At 59.2% G+C, this 19,506-nt stretch carries 16 protein-coding genes; 14 read left to right on the forward strand and 2 right to left on the reverse strand.

The genetic code is table 11. The features are described 5' to 3' along the window. A partial coding sequence (locus tag DMZ65_RS15635; RefSeq protein WP_157960648.1) for a Tn3 family transposase occupies positions 1–1,439 on the forward strand: 1,439 nt, incomplete at its 5' end. A 48-nt stretch (positions 1,440–1,487) separates the two neighbouring features. Here the strand turns inward: DMZ65_RS15635 and DMZ65_RS15640 are convergent. Then, positions 1,488–3,131 (reverse strand): PQQ-dependent sugar dehydrogenase, encoded by a 1,644-nt coding sequence (locus tag DMZ65_RS15640; protein WP_116599812.1) that lies wholly within the window; start codon positions 3,129–3,131, stop codon positions 1,488–1,490. Positions 3,132–3,392: 261 nt separating this feature from the next. On the opposite strand from DMZ65_RS15640, the gene DMZ65_RS19740 reads away from it, so the two are divergent. From DMZ65_RS19740 to DMZ65_RS15655, 4 genes are read left to right on the forward strand one after another with little or no spacing between them, the layout of a single operon-like run. Then, a complete protein-coding gene (locus DMZ65_RS19740) occupies positions 3,393–3,560 on the forward strand; it encodes a hypothetical protein (RefSeq protein WP_198662713.1) in 168 nt (55 codons plus the stop codon). Positions 3,561–3,606: 46 nt separating this feature from the next. Continuing rightward, positions 3,607–4,755, forward strand: a complete 1,149-nt coding sequence (locus DMZ65_RS15645) for a Gfo/Idh/MocA family protein (RefSeq protein WP_232825028.1) — start codon at positions 3,607–3,609, stop codon at positions 4,753–4,755. Beyond that, positions 4,752–5,801, forward strand: coding sequence for a Gfo/Idh/MocA family protein (locus DMZ65_RS15650; protein WP_269801568.1), 1,050 nt, complete (start codon positions 4,752–4,754; stop codon positions 5,799–5,801). Before DMZ65_RS15645 ends, DMZ65_RS15650 begins: the two co-directional genes overlap by 4 nt. Positions 5,802–5,847: 46 nt before the next feature. Then, positions 5,848–7,017: a glycosyltransferase family 4 protein gene (locus tag DMZ65_RS15655; RefSeq protein ID WP_157960649.1), complete on the forward strand. Its 1,170-nt coding sequence runs from the start codon at positions 5,848–5,850 to the stop codon at positions 7,015–7,017. Between the two features lie 132 nt (positions 7,018–7,149). On the opposite strand, the gene DMZ65_RS15660 is transcribed toward DMZ65_RS15655, so the two are convergent. Next, complete coding sequence (locus DMZ65_RS15660) at positions 7,150–7,872, reverse strand: hypothetical protein (RefSeq protein ID WP_157960650.1); 723 nt, start codon at positions 7,870–7,872, stop codon at positions 7,150–7,152. A 372-nt stretch (positions 7,873–8,244) separates the two neighbouring features. Between DMZ65_RS15660 and DMZ65_RS15665 the strand changes: the two genes are divergently transcribed. From DMZ65_RS15665 to DMZ65_RS15705, 9 genes are all read left to right on the forward strand, one after another. Further along, positions 8,245–9,336, forward strand: a complete 1,092-nt coding sequence (locus tag DMZ65_RS15665; protein WP_198662714.1) for a Gfo/Idh/MocA family protein — start codon at positions 8,245–8,247, stop codon at positions 9,334–9,336. A 12-nt stretch (positions 9,337–9,348) separates the two neighbouring features. Beyond that, positions 9,349–10,218, forward strand: coding sequence for a hypothetical protein (locus DMZ65_RS15670; protein WP_116599816.1), 870 nt, complete (start codon positions 9,349–9,351; stop codon positions 10,216–10,218). Further along, positions 10,218–11,012 carry a WecB/TagA/CpsF family glycosyltransferase gene (locus tag DMZ65_RS15675; RefSeq protein WP_116599817.1) on the forward strand — a complete coding sequence of 265 codons (795 nt, stop codon included), beginning with the start codon at positions 10,218–10,220 and terminating at the stop codon, positions 11,010–11,012. Before DMZ65_RS15670 ends, DMZ65_RS15675 begins: the two co-directional genes overlap by 1 nt. A 446-nt stretch (positions 11,013–11,458) precedes the next feature. Continuing rightward, the gene (locus DMZ65_RS15680; protein ID WP_116599818.1) at positions 11,459–12,142 is read left to right on the forward strand and encodes a sugar transferase; all 684 of its coding nucleotides are present in this window, start codon (positions 11,459–11,461) and stop codon (positions 12,140–12,142) included. A gap of 183 nt (positions 12,143–12,325) precedes the next feature. Beyond that, positions 12,326–14,788: a tetratricopeptide repeat protein gene (locus DMZ65_RS15685; protein WP_116599819.1), complete on the forward strand. Its 2,463-nt coding sequence runs from the start codon at positions 12,326–12,328 to the stop codon at positions 14,786–14,788. Between the two features lie 72 nt (positions 14,789–14,860). Next, positions 14,861–15,826: a glycosyltransferase family 2 protein gene (locus DMZ65_RS15690; protein WP_232825029.1), complete on the forward strand. Its 966-nt coding sequence runs from the start codon at positions 14,861–14,863 to the stop codon at positions 15,824–15,826. A 239-nt stretch (positions 15,827–16,065) separates the two neighbouring features. Further along, positions 16,066–17,226, forward strand: a complete 1,161-nt coding sequence (locus DMZ65_RS15695) for a DegT/DnrJ/EryC1/StrS family aminotransferase (protein ID WP_116599821.1) — start codon at positions 16,066–16,068, stop codon at positions 17,224–17,226. After that, the gene (locus tag DMZ65_RS15700; RefSeq protein WP_116599822.1) at positions 17,217–18,278 is read left to right on the forward strand and encodes a glycosyltransferase 61 family protein; all 1,062 of its coding nucleotides are present in this window, start codon (positions 17,217–17,219) and stop codon (positions 18,276–18,278) included. The genes DMZ65_RS15695 and DMZ65_RS15700 overlap by 10 nt, the downstream gene beginning before the upstream one ends. After that, a complete protein-coding gene (locus DMZ65_RS15705) occupies positions 18,275–19,495 on the forward strand; it encodes a glycosyltransferase (protein ID WP_116599823.1) in 1,221 nt (406 codons plus the stop codon). The genes DMZ65_RS15700 and DMZ65_RS15705 overlap by 4 nt, the downstream gene beginning before the upstream one ends. The last annotated feature ends 11 nt before the right edge of the window (positions 19,496–19,506 follow it).

The following is a 19,506-nucleotide window of genomic DNA, read 5'->3' on the forward strand; positions in this document are numbered from 1 at the left end:
ACCCACAACCTATTCTGGCACCCCTCCGGAAGGCGCTGACACAACAATATCAGCGCACGAACGCCAATGCTGCTGCCAATCCACATCTGAAGGTACGTGCCGATGGCACCTTCCACATCGCTACCCCGGCAGCCGGGGCGGATGGTTCCAGCCCAACCAATGAACTGTTTCCTCAACGGCACGATGTACCGCTGGCACAGGTGCTTGAGACGATCAATAATCACTGCGCGATGCTCGGCGCTTTCGAACACTGGCAGCAGACCCACATTCGTCAGGCGGTCTCCCGCCCCGCACTCCTGGCTGGGATCATGGGCCTTGGATGTGGAATCGGCGTGCGCAAAATGGCAAGGATCTCGTCTCGCGTGACCGAGGGCGAACTGGAACACATCGTTAATTGGCGGTTTTCTCTCGACAATATCCGCGCCGCGAACGACGCTGTGGTCAAAGCTATGGATGAGATGGACCTGCCCAATATCTATCGGAACAAGGCGGACAAGCTGCACACCGCCAGTGATGGGCAAAAGTTCGAGGTTCGCGGCGAAAGCCTCGCTGCCAGCCGTTCGTTCAAGTATTTTGGCCAGGGACAAGGCGTCAGCGCCTACACATTCGTTGATGAACGCCACATCCTCTGGCATTCCCTTATGATCAGCGCTGCTGATCGGGAAAGCGCGTTCGTAATCGATGGCCTCATGTGCAATGACGTCGTCAAAAGTGACATCCATTCCACCGACAGCCACGGCTACACCGAAGCCATCTTCGGGATGACGCACCTGCTGGGCTTTTCCTTCGCCCCACGGATCAAAGGCATTGGAAAACAGACCCTCTACATCTTCAAGCCGGACCGCCCAAGGGATCATGATTGGATCATCGCGCCGGACAAAACCATCAATGAGACCCTGATCCGCGAAAACTGGGATGCTCTGTTACGTCTGGTCGCCACCATCAAGCTCAAGGAAAACACCGCGTCCGACATCTTCCGGCGGCTCAATTCCTATTCCCGGCAGCACGCGCTCTATCAGACTCTGAAAGCCTTCGGGCAGATCATCAAATCGCTGTTCATCCTGCGCTATGTCGATGACCTGAGCCTGCGGCAGGCCATCGAACGTCAGCTCAACAAGGTCGAACTCGCCAACCGCTTCACCCGCGCTGTCGCCGTTGGCAATCCCCGCGAGTTCACCCAAGCCGAAAAAGAGGAACAGGAGATCGCCGAGGCCTGCAACCGCCTCATCAAAAACAGCATCATCTGTTGGAACTACCTCTACCTCGCCCACCAACTCGAAAGGGCCCCGGATGAGGAAACCAAAGAAAACCTGCGTCGCACGATCGCCGCACACGCCCCAATGGCCTGGGCACACATCAACATGCTCGGCGAATACGACTTCTCTGATGATAAACTCCGCGACGCGCTCGGAATCCTCCCCCTGAAATCAGCCGCCTGACACACCCTCCAGATCAGGGGGAGATAAAACAGGAAAAATCACAACGAATTAACCGCTTACAGAGATCCCTGTGGGACCAAACGTTCCTTTATGCCGACGGACCCAACCCTCGGGGTCGGACAGGAAGGAAACAAGTGCATCGCGTGTCCACGTTCCGCCGGTCCGTTGCAGCGCGCCGGAATACCCGGCAAAGGCGGTTCCGGCGATGGGCCGCCCCATGACACCGTATAGCGACGGCCCCGCCCCGTGAATGAGCTCTTCGTAAGAGTGGCATTCGTTGCAGCTGACAAGCGTGCCTTGAACGGCATCGGCGCGGGCCTGCGTCATGCCGTCCGCGACCAACCCGGCGACCAGCCCTTCAAGCGGGTCCGTGCGCTCTTCGATGGTGAAGATCACCAACTCGTTCGAATCCAGCATCACGGCAAGCTTTTCCGGCCCCACCTGCAACACATCGCGAATGCGTTCCCCGATCGGGATCGGTTCCAGCAGCATGACTCTGTCATCCCGGATCCGGGCCCGGAACAGGGTTCGGCCCTTCAGGGACCCGATCAGCAGGTCGCCATCCCAGGTTTCGTGGAAACCTTCCACCCGCGCCAGCGAGGAGACCGCCGCAGATGGCGTCCAGGCATAGACCGGCGCTTTATAAACCTCATGCCGCCCCGGGGCACCCACCGTCGGGGCCGGCAGGCCGTTATAGAGCGTGCCGAGGTTTTCCAAAGGCCAGCCGTAATTTTCACCGTCGACGATCAGGTTGAGCTCGTCGCCCCCCTTCATGCCATGTTCGGTGGTCCAGAGCCGCCCTTGCCGATCAAGCTCTATCCCTTGCAGGTTCCTGTGCCCCTTGGAGTAGTGACGGCTTTCTCCTGTGGCCAGGTTGATCTCGATCGTCTTGCCGTAATCGCTGTCATCGGACTGAATTCCGGCATCCTTGCGATAGAACCCCTCGCGGTGATACTCGCCGCTTCCCATGTAGAGCAGGTTCGGCGCTTTGAACGCCACACGCCCCCCGCCCATATAGCCCACGATCAGCTCGCGGCTGGGATTGAATTCGAGACAGGGCGAGGTTTCGAACACGATCTCCCAGTCATCCGGCCCGGCCTGCACATCCTTGATCGAGCTGACGTCAGCCGCGATCCGCAATCCGGCCAGACGGGACCGGTAACATTCATTCGCGACATCAATGTAGGTATAGGACGAAATCAGCCCCCGGAAGGCTTCGCTGTCGATGAACTCGATATCCATGAAGCGCAGCGCGTCTTCTTTTGCCCATTGATCGGGGTATTTTTCCGCCGCCAGCGCGACATATCCGGCTATTCCCGTCTCGGGCGGGCGGATCCCGCTCTCGATCAGCCCGTTGCCTTCTTCAAGGTAGTAGATGGTGCCGTGATGGTTGATCATCAGGACATCCTCACCCCATTGGGTCAACCCGCCGCCATTGAGGAAATCGTTGTCATCCCTGGTGTATGTGGTGCCCAAGAGGGTCAGAAAGGCGGTTTCGACGCGCTGAACCCGTACGGCGGTTTCGCTGGGCATCCCGATTTCGCGGCGGACCTTGCGGATGACACGTTCAGCCAAACCATAAAGGGGGGCGATCTGTTCGCGGTGGGAAAAATAACCCAAGGCACCGACGCCCGCAGCGACTGCTGCCAGAACGCATGAGCAAAGGACAACACCGGCAAGCCAGCGTTTCATGGGAAAACCTCGGTTGGCCTTCTGTTTGTATATTGATATTTGTTTGAAAAGTCACGAAAGGTTGCAACCTCTCTGTGGACGATTCTGCACATGTCTGGTCCGGATACGACTTGTCACATAAACATCGCCGTGCTGCGGGCCTTTCAGGCCAAGGTCAATTTACCAAATGACACAAATGTCTGACATCAGAGCCAATGGGTCAGTTTAGGGTAATTTGATAAGAGAGGATTCCTGTCTCATCGTAACCACCAAGGGGTGAAGATGAGACAGCAATCCGGAACACGCAAAAGCCACGGCAACGCAGGCCGTCACGAACTTTTGGGCAGTTTCGGGCAGCCTGATCCCCTCAAGGATATCAAAACCCCACCTGATATGCGCGATGGGTCGTCAGGGTTGGAATTGCTTGCTGCTTTGCAGCTTTTGACGTAGTGATCTGCGTGAAAAATCTATTGAAATTCGAATATTCCGGCGTGGCATGGTAAACAAGATGAACTCTGTAGTGATCGTGGGAACCGGGTTCGTCGCCGACCTTTACATGCGATCCCAGGAGCTGCATCCGGACGTGGAGATTATTGGCGCTTTCGATATTCGACCTGACCGTCTTGCGGAATTTTGCAACCACTGGAAGGTGCAAGAGTTTGACAGTTTGGAAGCACTTTTAGACAGGCTGCCAGAAAACGGATTGGTGTTGAACCTGACAACGCCATCAGCACACTACCAGGTCACTCGCGACTGCCTTCTGGCAGGAAAACACGTTTATTCAGAAAAGCCGCTGGCGACTGATTTGAAACATGCCGAGGAACTTGTCGATCTGGCCAGGTCTCGAGGGTTGCAGCTAGGTGGGGCGCCCTGCTCCTATCTGTCCGAGGCGGCCATGTCGCTTGCAGAGGCGGTACAGGAAGACATATGTGGTCCGGTTCGGCTGATATATGCGGAAATGGATGACGGGTTCATCCCACAGGCCCCTCACGAAAAGTGGTTCAGCGAAAGCGGGGCGCCCTGGCCCTATGAGGATGAAATGCGGACCGGCTGTACGCTGGAGCATGCCGGTTATGTGCTCACATGGATGATTGCAATTTTCGGATCGATCCGATCGATAACGGCTTTCTCAGCACCGACGATCGACAAAGGGCTTGATCCGGCATGTCATACACCTGACATGTCGGTGGGCATATTGCGATTTGAGTCCGGTCCCATTCTGCGTCTGACCATTACCGTCGTTGCACCGCACAACCACGAACTGCTTGTGACCGGCGACAAGGGCATCCTGCAGATGAAGGATACATGGAACAATTATGCCAAGCTCTTGTACCGCCGACGCTTTCAGATCCGGAGGCGTCTCATGGAGTCGCCGCTACCCAAGCGATTGCGTTTTGGCAGGCGGCAGAGTGGCGCGCGCGCCTCGCGGCGGGGATCGTCGACCATGGATTACTTTCTAGGGCCGGTTGACCTTTTCCACTCCATTTCCAGGGGTGACGTGGATACGCGCGCAACGGAACTGGCCTTGCATACAACGGAAGCCACACTGGCCCTCCAGAATGCAGGCGAAGAGGGTGCCGTCTATCACATGCAATCAAGATGTGACCCGCTGCCGATCCTGGATCAGAAGGCCGCCGCGCCTTGAGCAGAGTATCCGCCCAAGAGAGTGTCCGCCTGGGAATTGTCGGGACCGGCGCAATGGCGTCCGAGATGGCGCGGGCGACAGCGACCATCCCGCAACTTGCGGTCACTGCAGTGCTTTCCCGAAGCGCCGACCGGGCGGATGCATTCTGCAAACTCCACTCGCTTGATGCCATAGGTTGCAGCGACATTGGTGACTTTTTCGACCAGACAGACGCCGTCTATATAGCGACCCCGCCGGGACAGCATGCGGCCCTGCTGGACAATGCGATTGATGCGGGTAAACCCGCTTTGTGTGAAAAGCCTCTGACCGGGTCACCGGAGGAGACAGGGAGAGTGCTGTCCAAGGCCCGGGCGCAGGGGGTCCTGGTCATGGAAGCGATCTGGACACTGGCCTTGCCTGCGTATCGCGCCCTGAAAACCAGAACGGCGCATTCTCGGCCGGGTTTTTTACAGTTTGATTTTTCTTATCCCCTGAACGCCAGCGATAAATCCCATTATCTAGATCCCGAAAATGGCGGCGTTCTGTTAGACCGGGCCGTCTACGGCTATGCAGCGGCCATCCACCTCCTGGGAGACGTGGTGAGCCAATCGGTCTTCGTAACCCGCAACGCGGATGGGCTTGATACCAGCGCAGAATTGCGTCTGGAACATGAAGGGCACGCACGATCTTTGATTACACTGGCTTTTGACCGGGTTGGCCCCAATCTCCTCCATCTCTCAAACGAATTCGGGTTACTGACCCTCGGGCCAAGCTCTCTGGCGGGCGAAACGCTTGTGCACAGGCCCTACCCCAAGCTTGCGCCATCTCAGGATGGACCAAAGCGGATAGGGCTCAAAGACAGGCTGAAATCCATGCCGGCCCTGCGCCGCCTGAAGGCGCGTGTGCCAACCCAGCCGGAATTCTTTGGTTTCGGCGCTTCAAGTTATGCACCGATACTTCAGGAATTTCAGACCACAATCGCGCAAGGCAAAATACAAAGCAACATTGTCCCGCATGATCTCAGCGAACGGGTTTCCCGGCTAACCCACGAAGCCCGATCACAGTAACAGGATTGACGGCATGAATTTTGCCTATCTCATGAATGCGTACCCCATGACCAGCACGACCTTTATCCGGCGTGAGATCGAGGCACATGAGCGAGCCGGTTTCAAGGTAAAGCGCTTTGCAATTCGTCCTTGGGATCAAAATCTCGTTGACCCAAAGGATATCGAGGAACAGAAAAGGACTTACTACCTTCTTGGGCAAGGGTTTTTCACCCTTGTGATGGCCTTCTTACGGGAATCTTTCACCAACCCCGCGGGGCTGTTGCGTGCGTTCCGCGCAACGCTGCAGATGATGGCAAACACGAATGCCAAGAAGTGGAAACAATTCGCCTATCTTCTGGAAGCCGTCCTGCTGAAACAGCAGACCGTTGCGCAGGGCATTCAACACCTGCATGTGCATTTTTCCACCAATTCCGCAAGCGTGGCACTGCTGTCCTTTTTACTGGGCGGACCATCTTACAGCGTAACCGTACATGGCCCCGACGAATTATTCGAGATGACGGAAAATTCTCTGTCGTTGAAAGTCGAGCACGCAACATTTATCGCGGCAATTACGGATTACTGCCGCAGAATGGTTGATTCCCATACGGGTGGACACAACACTGACAAAATCCACATTGTCCGTTGCGGTCTGGATCTTGCTGAATTTGCAGGGGCCACGGATGTCCCCCGGAATTTGAACCTTGTCTGCGTAGGGCGTCTTTGCACAGCGAAAGCACAGCATCTTCTTGTCGAAGCTGTCGGCGAGATCGCAGCCCGATATCCGGAGATGAAATTGGTCCTCATCGGTGATGGGGATCAACGCCCTCTGGTTGAGGCAACAATTGATCGGCTCGGGCTACAGCACCATGTGGAATTGGCGGGCTGGAAGACAAATGAAGAGGTGCGGGATGCTCTGCGCAAGTCACGGGCGCTGCTTTTGCCAAGCCTCGCGGAAGGTCTTCCCATCGTGATCATGGAGAGTTTCGCGTTGGGCCGCCCGGTCCTGACGACCCGAATCAATGGTATCCCGGAACTTGTCGACGCATCCTGCGGATGGTTGGCGCAGCCTGGTGATAAAGAGACACTGGTTGAATGCCTCGACGCGTTGTTATCAAAACAAACCGATGATCTGACGCGGATGGGTCAAACAGGACGAAAGCGTGTTCTTGATTTTCATGACCAGGATACAAACGCTGGACAACTTCGAGAACTGCTTGTGGCTCACCAATCCGAATGAAGCTGTGAAGCGGGCACAGAAAACCGGATAGTTGGCTAGGGCCATGACACAGAAGGGACCGGCCGGGGCGGGCTTGCGCTTTGGCCGGGATCGATCCGCGCGTAATATCCGGCGGGACCGCCGCTCGTGGTGCTACCGGGCAGCACGCCTGCGAGCGGCCCCCGCGCCCATCAACCCAAAGGCAGACGCGAACAACAACAGCGACGCTGGAAGCGGGACCGACGAAAGGTCACCCGATATTGACAGGCTGTCTAGGTCCGTGCGGAATTGCAAACCGTTGGACAGCCCGCCGCCACTCAGCCCACTGAAGTCGATTGACATAAGTGTGTACGCATCCGTCGCGCGCTCATGGCCAGCAAGCTTGAACCCTTTGGAATAGGTCACATCGATTACGCCTTCCGGATCATCGTCTCCGGCCACTTCAAAGGCGTAACCGCCCTTCGTCCCATAGGTGTCTTCGCCGGGCTGTGTGGACCTGCTGATGTCGAAGACAGCGTTAGCAGCGCGGACGTCCAGGGACAAAGACAAAAGCGACTTTGTCACGGACAATTCGAATGGCCGCCACCCATAAATCAAGCTAAATCCGGATCCAACAGACTGGCCAAAAGAATTCCTTGTCGGGCTCCAAGTAACCACCTCGGTTGTACCGTCAACATAAGACGCGGTCACAACCATTCCCGTCAGGTCGCGGCCTTGCGTGACCGTATTGTCTCTAATTCCATGGAAACTTTGGTACTGCTCTCCGATGGACTTATGCGTGACATTCACGGTTGACGCCATCGCAGCGCAAGGAATTGCAAGAAAAATCAACGGCAAAAGGAATTTTTTGAACACAAAAAAATACTCCGTAAACAACAAAAAATTATTTCTAAATCTGCGATAATGTAGCCTACACCGGCTTGTCAAGGAGCCTGTGTAGGCTCTGCCTCCGGAAAACTGGACTGTTGGGATCTGGGGTTGCCCGGGCCCGCTCACGATGACGGACCGGACGCGTCATGCCGTAAAAGAGCCACGGCGCATAACATTGCCCCAAGATCAGGATCCACAAAGTTTGGCATGCATCATATTTTACCATGGCCGCATAAATCCTGCCGCGCGGTTGTAATTTGCGCTATTGGACTTGCAACTTGCGTGGCGAGGAAGAATGCCCGATACACCGGGCGATTTCATCAAGGTCTGGTCTCTGTGACCGGCTGACATTTTTTACAAGAGGTTGAGGGCAGGATCGTGGAAAAACTGAAAGTCGGCGTTGTGGGGCTCGGAAAGATGGGCCTCAGCCACTTCGCCATGGTCAATGCGCATCCGGATGTGAAGACCATCGCCTGTGACGGTGCGGGGTTCATGGTCGATGTGCTCAGCAAGAACATCGATACGCCCATCTACCGTGATTATGACGAGATGCTGGCGAAGGAACCGCTCGACGCGGTGGTGATTGCCACGCCTTCGCGGCTGCATGCGCCGATGGTGACGGCGGCGCTCGACAAGGGGCTCCATGTCTTTTGTGAAAAACCCTTCTGCCTTGACTGGGCCGACAGCCAGCGGTTGACCGATGCGGCGACCCAGAAAAATCTGGTGGCGCAGGTGGGCTATCACTACCGCTATGTCGGTGCTTTCCGCGAAATGAAGCGGCTGATCGACGCCGGGGCCATCGGGCGCATCACCCATGTTCTGGCCGAGGCTTATGGCCCGGTCGTGCTGCGCCCCAAGCGCACAACCTGGCGCACCGACAAGGCCGAGGGGGGCGGTTGTCTTTACGACTACGCCGCCCATCCGCTGAACCTGCTGAACTGGTTCTTCGGCGCGCCCGACCGGGTGATGGGATCGCATCTGGGGCAGGTCTTTTCCGAAGGCACCGATGACGAGGTGTTCTCGACCTTGCGCTGGAACGAAGGCCCCACCGCGCAGCTTTCGGTAAACTGGTCGGACGAGAGCCACCGCAAGATGTCCACCAAGATCAGCCTTATCGGCACCAATGGCCGGCTGTATGCCGACCGGCAGGAATGCCAGGCCTATCTGCGCAAGCCCGTCGACGGGCTGGAGGGCTACGATGAAGGCTGGACGGTGAAATACACCACTGAACTGACCGAGGATCGCTGGTTCTATCTGCGCGGCGAGGAATATTCCGGCCAGCTTGACGATTTCATCTGCGCGGCGCGGGACGGCAAGGCACAGGCGTTGGAAAACGGCTTTGCCTCGGCCACCGAAACCGACCGCACGATGGCGATGATCATCGAGAACGCCGAAACCGGCAACGCTGTGGGCGAGGCCCGTACCGGTGCACCCCAGCCCGCGAAAAAGCGCGGCTGGTTCGGTCGCTGAGGAGGAAAAGAGATGGACAAGCTTCTGTTCGGCGACAATCAGTTCTTCGGCATCAACCACATGTCCGAGGAAAAGGCCCGCGCCCAGGCCATGCGGTTCCAGAAAACCCAAGCCATCATGGATGTGCTCGACGTGGCCTATGATGCGGGCATCAACACCTTCATGTGCACCACCCATGACCGCATCGCAGAAATTGCAAAGCGCGTGAAGGCCGACCCGGTGCGCTACGCCGATTTCCAGTTCTACCCCTGCATGCCCTATGCCCATAAATACGCCAACGCGGTGACGGAACATGGCATGGTGGGCGCGCTTCGCGAATTCATGCCCAAGGACGGGCTGCTGGCAACCGCGCTGACAGGCACCAAGGCGCTCGCGACGAAAGAGGTCGACGGCATCGCCAAGGTGCTGATCGACATGGAGATGAAGATGTTCGAAGGCACGAAGACGCCTGTCGTCTTCATCCAGAACGTCTTTACCGACCTGCTTCTGGGGATGGGGTTCACCCGCGCCCTGCGGATCTTTGACGATCACATCCGCGAGAAATGGGGCGCAGAGCCTGCCTATATCACCATGAACATGCCGATGCTGCTTGATGCGCTGGAAAAGGAAGGGATCGAACGCCCGATCATCTGTTCCAACATCAACAAGATCGGGTTCCGCATGTCGGGCGGGTTCGATGCCTATCTCGACGCGCTGAAGTCGGGCCGCGTGCGGGCGGTGGCAATGTCGGTCTATGCCTCCGGCGCGATCCCGGCGGATGAAGCCATTCACTGGATTTCGGAACTGCCCGGCGTGGAAAGCATCGTCTTCGGGGCCTCTTCGGCCGGCAATATCCACGGAACGAAGGCGCTGGTGGACAAATATATGGGGCAACCTGCGTGATGGCGGATGCAAGCAATACGGAGACAGCCGCGGGACTGGGTGAAATGAAGCGTGTGCAGATGCTGAACGCTTATGTCCATGACGTCTCCATGGACGATATCGTGGAGCATTTCCGCGAGGGGGTGATGCTCACGCTGCATGTGGACATGATCATGAAACTCCAGAAGGACCGGGAGTTCTACGACCTGCTGGAGCAGTTCGACGTGATCACCTGCGACAGCCAGATCATGTATTTCGCGACCAAATGGCTGGGCACGCCGGTACAGGAGCGGGTTTCTGGCAGCGACTATTTCCCGAAATTCTACATGCGATATGCGAATGACCCCTCCATGACGGTCTTCCTGAGCGGCGGCAAACCGGGCGTGGCAGATCTGGCCGCCAGGAATATCAACGCGAAAGTCGGCCGCGAGATGATCGTGGGCACAGACAGCCCGTCCTTCGATTTTGATCGCGATCCGGCCGAGATCGAGCGCATGATTGCCGCGATCAACGACAGCGGCGCAACGGTCTGCCTTGTCGGGCTCGCCGGCGGGCGGCAGGAAAAGTTCATCATGAAATACCGCGACCGGATGCCGGGCGTGAAGCTTTGGCTGCCTTTGGGGGGCACCATCGATTACGAAAGCGGCACGTTTGATCGCCCACCGGTCTGGATCACCGAATGGGGGTTCGAATGGCTCTACCGGCTGATCAAGGAACCCCGCGCGCGATTCCATCGTTATGTGATTCACGAACCACCCTTCCTCTGGGCCGTGCTCAAGCAGAAGCTAGGCCGTTACAAGGATCCCTTCGCCTGACCGGGTGCCGGATCCTTTCTGCACCATTCGACCTGAACCGTGACGTAACGGAACTCTGTGTCGGATTGCCGGGACAAATTTGAACAGGACATTCCGTGACACCAGCAGCCGAGACGTCTCCACGGCCCTCAGCTGCGCGGCCTTCGGGATGTCCATTGTCACACCCACGAGGCTAACGTCCCGAAATACAACAATTTAGCCCGTTTCAAACCAGCCTGTCAGCAACCCGACCTGTGTCCGCTACCAAGCAAAAATTGCGCCGCGAGGAAGGGATGCGCTCTGCACAAACATGCGGCAGCGGAGTGCGTTCCACGGGAATTCTGGGCCATCTTTCATTTGCAATTTTCTAAATATCTCGTTAATTTACAGAAATCATTTTGATAGTGTTGTGCCATTTACTGCGACGGATTTTTTTATTACCGAGCGTTTTCAGGAGTTAAGATATAATGACGATGTATTATCCGGATGTTTCCGCGGATGCGGAGGCTGTCCAATTTGGGATAGGCCAGTCGGATCGCGCTGCTAGCTTCTACCATCAAAACACGAAACGCTGGATCGATTTCGTTCTTGTGTTGCTGACCCTGCCTGTCGTGGCCCCCCTGATTGCACTGATGTGCCTGCTCGTCATGCTCGACGGGCATAACCCGTTCTATTCGCAACAGCGTATCGGCCGTGGCGGACGGGTATTTCGCATGTGGAAGATGCGCACCATGGTGCCCGGCGCAGGTGCCGCGCTTCAGACATATCTGGATTCCAATCCCAAAGCCCAGGCAGAGTGGAACGCCACCCAGAAGCTGCGCAACGACCCCCGGATCACCCTTGTCGGCCGCGTACTGCGCAAGACCTCTCTGGATGAGCTGCCGCAATTGTGGAACGTGCTGAATGGCACCATGTCTTTGGTCGGGCCGCGCCCGATGATGGTCTGTCAGCAGGACCTCTATCCCGGCCGTGCCTATTATGCGCTGCGCCCGGGCATCACCGGTTTGTGGCAGGTCTCTGATCGCAATGACAGCACCTTTGCCGGGCGTGCGGTGTTTGACGACCGCTACTCGCGCAGCGTGTCTTTCGGCACCGATCTGCGGGTGCTGGGTCAGACCGTTGGCGTCGTGCTGCGCGCGACCGGACACTGAACCAGCCACAGCTTTCAGACACGGCTGTCCAGCCCGTCTCAAAACCCGATCCGGAACGTTCATGACGTTTGCGGTTCGGGTTGTTTTTCTTGAACACCAGCATGTATATGAAGCACCATTCATCCTGAGCGCGCGCCCTCAGGGGGTGTACTCAATTAACAAGGTATTTCTGGAGGCCCTGCCATGTATATCCGCCCTCTTCGCAAAGCCTTGTTGATCTGTGGCGTCTGTCTGGCGCTCACTGCCTGCAAATCCGAGGAAGAAAAGGCTCAGGCCCATTTCGAGACGGCGCAGGAATTGATTGCCGCCAATGATCCCGACAGGGCGATTGTCGCATTGCGCAATGTCTTCGAACTGGCCCCCAACCATGAAGAGGCCCGGCGGACCATGGCCCGGCTGATGGTGGACACCGGCAATATCCCGGGTGCCTATAATCAATATCTGCGTCTGGTCGAACAATTGCCCGACGATGTCGAGGGGCGCACGGTGATGGCGGAACTCGCTTTTGAGGCCCGCAATTGGGAAGAATTCACCCGCCACGGCACGCGCGCCGTCGAACTGGCCCCCGACGCGCCGCGCAGCAAGGCGATTGAACTGGCGCTGCAATACCGTGCCGCAGTCCTGGAAGACGATGCCCCCGCCGCCGAGGCTCTGTTCACCCGCGCCGAGGACCTGGCGGCACAAATGCCCGAGAATGGCCTGCTGGAACAGATCCTGTTCGACAGCTACCTGCGCGCCGCCGACACCGAAAAGGCGCTTGCCCAGCTGGATGCGATGATCGCCCGCAAGCCCGAGACGCGCCGCTATTACAATCAGCGGCTGATGCTTTTGCGCCAGACCGGCGACCGGGCAGAGATGGAGGCGCATCTGCGCAACGTCATCGAGCGCTTCCCTGATGATGTCGATGCCAAGGGCACGCTGGTGCAATACCTGATGGCAACCGGTGATAACGAGGGTGCCGAGGCGTTCCTGCGCGATATCAGCAATCCCGCCGATGCCGATCCGGTCTTCTTCATCAGCCTTGTTCAATTCCTCAAGGATGAACGCGGCATCGAGGCCGCCCAGGCAGAACTTGACGCCGCAATCGATGTCAATTCAGAACCGAACCGGCTGCGGATACTTCGCGCTGCGCTGGATTTCGAGGATGGAAAACAGGACAAGGCCATCGCCGACCTGCAAGCGATCCTCGACAGTGTCGAGGATACGACCGAACCGTCGGATGTGAACAACGAGGTCCGGATCGCATTGGCACGCATGCTGGTCTCCACCGGCAATGACGTGGGGGCCCAACGGCTGGTGGACGAGGTGCTGGAGGCCGACAGCGACAATGTATCGGCATTGAAGATGCGCGCCGCGCGCCAGATCGCGGCCGATGACACGGATGGGGCCATCGCCAATCTGCGCCGGGTGCTCAATACCTCCGCCGACGACGTGCAGGCGCTTTCGCTGATGGCCAATGCCTATACCCGCGCGGGCAGTTCCGATCTGGCCCGCGATTTCCTCGCACAGGCGGCGGATGTGTCGGGCAATGCGCCAGAGCCCTCACTGCGCTATGCACAGATGCTGTTGGCCTCTGAAAGCTACGATTCCGCCGAAGAAGTGCTGCTGTCAGCCCTGCGACGCGCGCCCACGAACGAGGATATCCTGACCCTGCTGGGCGACATCTACCTGACGACAGAAGATTTCGGCCGGGCAGAGATGGCGGTGACAGAGCTGCGCAAGGCCGGCTCGCAGAGCAGCCAGGCGGCGGCCAACCGTCTTCAGGTTCAACTGCTTGCGCGGCAGGAGGGCACGGACAAGGCGTTGTCCTACCTCGAAGAGATGGCCCAGGGTGCCGAGGCCGGGCTTGAGGAAAAGATCAACCTGCTGCGTGCGCGCCTGTCTTCGGGCCAGCGCGACGAAGCCCTGAACATGGCCGAGGAGCTGGCCGCTGAATTCCCCGAAAGATCGGAACTGCGCTTCCTGCTGGCAACCACCCGGGCGGCCACGGGCGATCTGGAAACCGCCCGCGCGGAGATGCGCGCGCTTCTGGACGAAGACCCCACCCGTGTCAGCATCTGGCAACAGCTTATCCGCATCGCCCAGGTCCAGGGCGATGCAGAGGCCGCCGGTGCCCTTCTGGATGAAGCGCTGGCCGCGGTGCCGGACGCCCCGGCCCTGCTTTGGGCCAAGGCCGCGGAACACGAAACGGCCGGTGACATTGATGCGGCCATCGCGATCTACGACACGCTTTATGCCCGCGATACCGGGTCGGTGATCTTCGCCAACAACCTCGCCAGCCTTCTGGTCACCTACAAGGATGACACCGAGAGCCTTGACCGCGCCTGGGAAATCGCCCGGCGGCTGCGCGACACCGATGTGCCGGCCTTTCAGGACACCTATGGCTGGCTGGCATTCCGGCGCGGCGATACCGAAACCGCCCTGCCCTATCTGGAGAGCGCCGCAACCGGCCTGCCAGACGATCCGATCGTGCAGTATCATCTGGCCGAGGCCTATGCCGCGCTTGACCAGTCGCAGGACGCGATCACGGCATATCAGAATACGCTGGACGTGGCAGGAACAGACGATGCCCGGCCCCAGATCGCCCGCGCGCGAGAGGCCCTGGCGAAACTGCAAGAGGCGGCGCCAGATCCTGAGAACCAGTAAGATCAACGCGACAGCGGGCCCGGCCCTGACGCGCCCCATATGCCTGAAGGCCATGTCGACGGGAAAGAACGCATGAGTCTCGCTGTCGTCATCATCGGACGCAATGAAGGGGCGCGGCTGATCCGGGGGCTTGCCTCCGTGGCAACGGCCGACCGCGTGATCTATGTGGACAGCGGCTCGACCGATGGGTCGCAGCAGGCCGCAACAAAGGCGGGCGCAGAGGTTGTCGCGCTCGACATGTCGCAGCCATTCACGGCCGCGCGGGCGCGCAATGCGGGGCTGGAACGTCTGCGCCTGCATGGCCCGCGCCCGACCCTGGTGCAGTTCATGGATGGCGATTGCGAATTGCAGCCGGAATGGCTGCCCGCGGCCCGGACGTTTCTGGACAGTCACCCGGAGGTGGGCGTGGTTTTCGGCCGTCGCCGGGAACGCTTTCCCGATGCAACGATCTACAACCGGATGTGCGACTGGGAATGGGATGTGCCCTTGGGCGAGCAGCGTGCCTGCGGCGGCGACGCCTTGATGCGGATGGACGCGCTTGATGAGGTGGGCGGCTACAACCCCGCGCTGATCGCGGGAGAAGAGCCTGAAATGTGCGTGCGGCTCCGCGCAGCGGGCTGGAAGATCTGGCGCATAGACACGGAAATGACCCTGCATGACGCGGCCATGACCCGGCTGGGGCAGTTCTGGTCGCGGGCGCGCCGGGCGGGCCATGCCTGGGCCGAAGGTGCCGTGCTGCACGGTGCCCCCCCCGAACGCCACTGCGTGGATCAGGTGCGCCGCGCCTTGCTCTGGGGTGCCGTCGTGCCCTGTGCGATCATCTTGCTGGCGATCGGGCTGCACCCCTGGGCATTGGCGCTCTTTGTCCTCTACCCCCTGCGCGCCCTGCGTTTCGCCCTGCGCGAAGGGGCCACACGCGCCGCCTGGGAACGGGCCTGGCTGCTCAGTATCGGCAAATTCCCCGAAGCCATGGGCGTGATCGAATACCACCTGCGCCGCCTCGCAGGCAGGCCCCGCGGGCTTATCGAATACAAGTGATCCCGAAACCCGGGATACATCGGCTCTGACGTCACAGAAATCCGGCGAAAAAACCATACTGCATCTGATTTGTCCCAGCGGAATTGTCGGGAATAACCTTCGTCATCTGCGCGGCATCAAACATACGCCCTATGAAAAATATATTGTGATCTTCCCGAAATAAGTCAGAATACTAGGCTCATACTATATTTATTCTGCTTCTATTTTCCGGTTGGCGGCACCACAGGGTGGGGTTTTAAATGCCCGAAAACATTATCTACGTTACCTGTCCGACATTGCCCCCGCGCGCGGACGTGATCTCGTTACTGGACGAGATATGGGACCGGCGTTTTGTGACCAATTTTGGCCCTGTTCACCAGCGCTTTGAGGCTGCTCTGGCCGCCTATCTGGACGTGCCCTATGTCACCGTGACGGCAAATGCGACCCTGGGATGCATGCTGGCCTTGCGGCATCTGGGTGTGTCCGGCGAGGTGATCACCCCCGCCTTTTCCTTCGTGGCGACGGCCCATGCTGCACGTTGGGTCGGGGCCGATCTGGTCTTTGCCGATATCGACCCCGAAACGCTGAGCGTCGATCCCGAGGATGTCGAGCGGCGCATCACGCCAAAGACCCGCGCCATTTTCGCGGTGCATTGCTATGCCAATCCCTGCGATACGCGGGCTTTGGCGGATATTGCCGAACGCCACGGGCTGGCCCTGATCTATGACGCGGCGCATTGTTTCGCAGCGAAGGACGAGGGCGGCAGCCTGCTGCGCCATGGCGACCTGTCGGTGGTCAGCTTTCACGCCACGAAGGTCTTCAACACGCTTGAGGGCGGTGCGATCATCTCGCATGATCCTGAAACGAAACAGGCGCTCGACCGGCTGTGCAATTACGGAATCCTCGACGAAAACAACATCGAGAGCATTGGACTGAATGCCAAGATGAGCGAGATGCACGCCGCGGTGGGCCTGGCGCAGCTTCCGCATGTTGAACACGACATCGCGCGGCGCGGGCAGGTGGTTCAGCGCTACTGGGACCGGCTGAAGGATATGGACGGGATCCGCTGTATCTGCCCGCCCGACCGGCCGGGTCGGAACAACTATGCTTTCCCGATATTGATAGGGCCGGACTACCCGCTGCCCTGTATGGCACTGCATGAGAGGCTGAAGGCGGCTGGAATCCATGCGCGGCGCTATTTCCATCCTCCGCTTTCGCAGCTTCTCCTGTATCGCGATCTGCCTTCGGCAGATCCGCAGGGCCTGCCCTGTGCCATCGAAGCGTCCGAGCAGGTCCTGTGTCTGCCGCTCTATCCCGATCTCGCACCGCAGGATCAGGACCGTGTTCTTGATGTCATCTGCAATCCGGCAGGCCTTGCGCAGGAGGCTCAGGATCGCGTGACTTGCAATCCATGCAGCTGAACACCCCCTTTCTGGCTTGGGGAATGCGCCGTCTTATTGCGGGCCGCGCACCGAACATGGCCGACATGGCCACCCGGAGCTGGGAGATCTGCCCCGCAGAGTCGCATACTTGCCCGCCCGCGATCCACCTGCCCGACGCGCTCGACCGTGTCACCGCCCTGTCGCCCTGGCGGGATTGGCAGACCGAGCGGCGGTTCATCGAGGGCAGCATGATCGAACATGCCGCAACATGCGCCCATCTGATCGAGGATGTCGATATCGCCGGGGCTTACCTCTATCGCGGGACGGCCAGGATGCAGGCGGGCTTCGGCGCGCAGCAGGTGCTTCGCAGGGGGCGTGGTGCCACACAGCGACTTGCCGAGGCGCATCTTGTCTCCAACTGGGCCGGAAGCCAGTATTTCGGCATTTTTCTGCGCGCCGTGCTGCCGATGGAATTGCTGCCTGAAGTCGGCGCTCCGGCAATCTCAGTCGTCACCAAACCCTATGAGCACGAAGAGGGCTATCGCGAGGTCCTGTCCATGCCGCGTCCGTCTTGCGTGACGGCGGCGCGGGTCAAGCGGCTGACCCTTTATACGGATTTCGGGCAAAACGCGTCCAAGGCCGCACGCTATGCCGAACTGCGCGCGCGCCTGCGCCATACGCTTGGAACACCCCTGCCCGGCACGCGACCTGCGGGGGTCTATCTCAAGCGCGGGAACACCGGCGAACGCCGCCACCTTGTCAACGAGGCGCAGATCGAGGCCGTGTTGACGGCGCTTGGCTTCGATATTGTCGAACCGGCTGCCCTTGAGGCCCGGACGATTGCGCAGCGCCTGCTTGATGCGCCGGTGGTGGTCAGCGTGGAGGGCAGCCACCTGGCCCATGCGATCTACCCGATCGCCGAAAACGGTGCCTTGGTGGTGCTGCAACCGCCCGACCGGTTTGCCATGGCCTTCAAAGAGTTCACCGACCGGGCGGACCTGCGCTTTGCCTTCACGGTCGGCCACCCTGCCCCCGACGGGTTTTCCGTGGCTATCGATGATCTGAAACAGACGCTGGATATGGTCTCATGAAAGCGGACGCCCCCCGGGAACTTATCCTCCTCCCTAGTCTCAAGGCACGGAAAGGGTCGGAGGGTCGTCTGGTCCTGACGCAGAAATACCTCGACGGCGCGGGCGAATACGCCCGAACATGGCCGGGTCCGGTTACCTCGCTTGTGAACCTGGAGACACGCCCGGGCATCGACATGGACCAGGTCGAAACAGAACTTGAGCACCCGACATCCAAGCTGGAATTACGTCCGGGAGACATCGGAACATTGACCACCCGCCTTGAGCAAGCCGCCATTGTGCTGGCGCATCTGTCATCTTACGAAGCCGAGACCGCAGCGCTTTGCCACCGGACCGGCGTTCCCATCGTATTCACCAGCGAATACACGCCCCGGACCGAGATCCAGATCATCAATGCGTCGACACCCAATCCGTTGCGCAGGCTGCGACGCAAATTTTATATCCAAGGGGTTGAGCGACGGCGCCGCCAGATGCTGCGCGATCATGCCACCGGGCTGCAATGCAGCGGCACGCCGACTTACGATCTCTACAATTCGATCGCACCCAATCCAATGCTGTTCTTCGACAACCGGGTGCCGGCAGCGGATATCATCGACGACGGTGCCCTGAAGGCGAAATGTGCGCAGATGGCCTCGGGCGCGCCTCTGCGGCTGGTCTTCGGCGGACGGATCACGGCCATGAAGGGCGTGCTTGAATTGCCGCGCGTGGCCAAGGCGCTTGACCGGCACGGCGTACCCTACCAGATGGATATCTACGGCAGCGGCGACCTGGAAAAGGCGCTGCGCCGCGAGATCGCCCAGGCCGCGCTGTCAGACCGGGTGGCCTTGCATCCCCCGATGGATTTCCGCAGCGGCTGGATCCCCCTGCTGAAACGGCAGGCCGATCTCTTCGTGTGCTGCCACCCCCAGGGCGATCCCTCAAGCACCTATCCCGAAGTCATGTCCTGCGGCGTCCCGATCGCCGGATATGCCAACGAGGCCTTTGCCGGCATCGTGCGCGAATCCGGTGCCGGCTGGAGCGTGCCGATGCGTGACGCAACCGCGCTTGCCGCCCAGATCGCCCGGCTTCACGGTGATCGCGGCGCGTTGCAGGACATGGCCCGGCTGGGGCGCGGGTTTGCGCAAGACCATTGCTTCGAGGCCACTTTCGAAAAACGCACCCGGCACCTGATCAGGGCTTCTCGGCTGGCCGAGGCCGAGAAACCCTTGCACATCGCGTAACCCGCAGGAGA

Origin of the sequence: Primorskyibacter marinus, from assembly GCF_003313245.1 — a bacterium.
In the GTDB taxonomy this organism is placed as follows: domain Bacteria; phylum Pseudomonadota; class Alphaproteobacteria; order Rhodobacterales; family Rhodobacteraceae; genus Primorskyibacter; species Primorskyibacter marinus.